Raw genomic sequence first — 2,003 nt, 5'->3', positions numbered from 1 at the left:
CGGCTTGGCCGCGACCGTCGCGGTGGTCTCGACGTCATCCCTGGCGGCGAGCTTCGCCGGTGCCGGCAATTGGTCGGCGGCACGGGCGGCAACTGTCTTGGGAGCGGCCTGATCGGCGCGCGAGGAATAATAAAACCAACCGCCGGCGGCAATCACGACCGCCGCAACTACACTGGCCAGCATCAGGCCCAACGCATTACGCATCGCCATTCTTTCCAATTACGCAACCAACACGGCGGAATTTCCCGCGCGACGAGCCATTAATGCGAAGTAACAGTTAACGTGACACCAACACGACGGCGGTTGTGGAGGATTTTCAGGGAGGTGCGCCAAAGTGACCAAGGTCACAGTCGGGGTGCGGCCCGTGACCATCATCACAGTGGAAACTGTTTTGCTGGAGCATCGTAGTTCCCATCAACAACGGGCGCCGTTGCGACGGCGCCAATGGGAGCTTCAAATGACCACGTCTCTGAACACCAAGTCCTTCTCTGCCAGTATCCGCGACTTCAGCCTGGCTCTGGGCTTTGCCGCCATCGTCTCGATTGCTTCGACGAGCGCGAGCTTCGCCTTCTCGGCCGAGGCGCAGCAGATGTGCACCGGCGACGCCTTCCGCCTGTGCTCGTCGGAAATCCCCAACATCCCGAAGATCACGGCGTGCATGATGAAGCATCGCTCGGATCTGAGCGCCGGCTGCCGCGCGGTGATGGACAAGGATCTGGCCAAGGGCGCGTCGCGCAAGGTCGCTGACGCCCAGAACAGTCAATAAGAGCGCGCGCGCAACAACGATTGTCGCGCCGGTCAGCTCCCTTCGCGATGTGCCCCGGCGTCAAGCCGGGGCCACGCGGCGGCACTCTCGCGCTCGGCAAATAAAGCCGTTGCAGCCCCGGGATCGTCGCACTAGCTTCCCCGCATATCTTTCCGGGTAAGAGGCATTACGCGATGACCAGATTCCTTTTCATCATTCCTTTGCTCCTCTGCGCCTCAGTCGCAACAGCGCAGCAGCAGCCCGGCCACGACGCTTGTGCGCGCGATGTCAGCCGCTTCTGCCGCGCCGTGATGAACAATGGTGACGGCGCCGTGCTCGCCTGCCTGAAGCAGAACCGTGCGAAGCTGAGCAAAGGCTGCGACAAGGTGCTGACCGAGCACGGGCAGTAGATAGCTCTCGTCGCCCGGATGGAGCGAAGCGTAATCCGGGGCAATCCTACCGCGGACAGAATCCCGGATTGCGCTTCGCTCCATCCCGGCTACGGGTTCACAAGCCTACGTGCTGCTTCCCGCCGCGGTCGCGACCACCGGCAGCACCTCTTCGTTGGCGCGGTCTGGCGTCTCTTCCTTCCAGCGTACCGAGCCGAACGGACGCTCCAGCATGCGGCGGATCCGCACCGGCTCAGGGCCGATGTGGAAGGCGATCGCCTCCTGGTGCAGCGCGCGTTCGGACTGGGTCGAGCGGTTGCGCTGGCGTAAGTAATCGAACCAGGTCGGGCAGTGATAGCGCTCGGTCCACAATTCAGGATCGGCGATGTCGCGAGCGATCGACCAGCCATAGGCGCCGTTGCGCTGCCGGGAGAGCTGCACGTCCTGCATCACGTTGTGGAACGCGCGCGCGTTCTCCTGCGCGACGCGATATTCGATTTCGACGACCAGGGGGCCGCTGCGTCCCGTCAGGGACAGCTTCACCTCGGGATCGGCCAGCACATCGGCATCCTCGTTGCGGGCACCGACGCGCGGCATCGTCAGCCAGATCCCGAGCAGCGGCGAGATCAGCATCAGGCCGGCGGCGGTCAGCAGTGCAACCTCGACACCGGCATAGTCGGTGAGATGGCCCCAGCCCCAGGCGCCGATCGCGATGCCCCCGGAAATCGAGGCCTGGAATGCCGCGAGCGAGCGGCCGGCGACCCAGCGCGGCGCCGAGAGCTGCACCCCGATATTGAACAGCGCAATCGCAGCCATCCACACCGCGCCTGCCAGCACCAGCGCGGTCGCGGTCAGCACCGGCTCCGTGC

At 64.4% G+C, this 2,003-nt stretch carries 3 protein-coding genes and 1 pseudogene; 2 read left to right on the top strand and 2 right to left on the bottom strand.

Translation table 11 applies throughout. From position 1 onward, the window contains the following. Positions 1–204 (bottom strand): annotated as a pseudogene (locus MOV74_RS37015) (polysaccharide deacetylase family protein); the annotation flags it as partial. Positions 205–457: 253 nt separating this feature from the next. Here MOV74_RS37015 and MOV74_RS37010 point away from each other — a divergent pair. Next, positions 458–766 carry a hypothetical protein gene (locus tag MOV74_RS37010; RefSeq protein ID WP_246932335.1) on the top strand — a complete coding sequence of 103 codons (309 nt, stop codon included), beginning with the start codon at positions 458–460 and terminating at the stop codon, positions 764–766. Positions 767–939: 173 nt separating this feature from the next. Then, a complete protein-coding gene (locus MOV74_RS37005) occupies positions 940–1,155 on the top strand; it encodes a cysteine rich repeat-containing protein (protein WP_246932333.1) in 216 nt (71 codons plus the stop codon). Positions 1,156–1,260: 105 nt separating this feature from the next. Here the strand turns inward: MOV74_RS37005 and MOV74_RS37000 are convergent. Continuing rightward, positions 1,261–2,003, bottom strand: a 743-nt coding sequence (locus tag MOV74_RS37000; protein ID WP_246932331.1) for an MFS transporter, incomplete at its 5' end; no start/stop codon positions are given.

It is taken from the genome of Bradyrhizobium sp. SHOUNA76 (assembly GCF_023006445.1).
In the GTDB taxonomy this organism is placed as follows: domain Bacteria; phylum Pseudomonadota; class Alphaproteobacteria; order Rhizobiales; family Xanthobacteraceae; genus Bradyrhizobium.
Note: the sequence above shows the minus strand (reverse complement) of the source record. Positions and strands in the feature narration are given on the sequence as shown.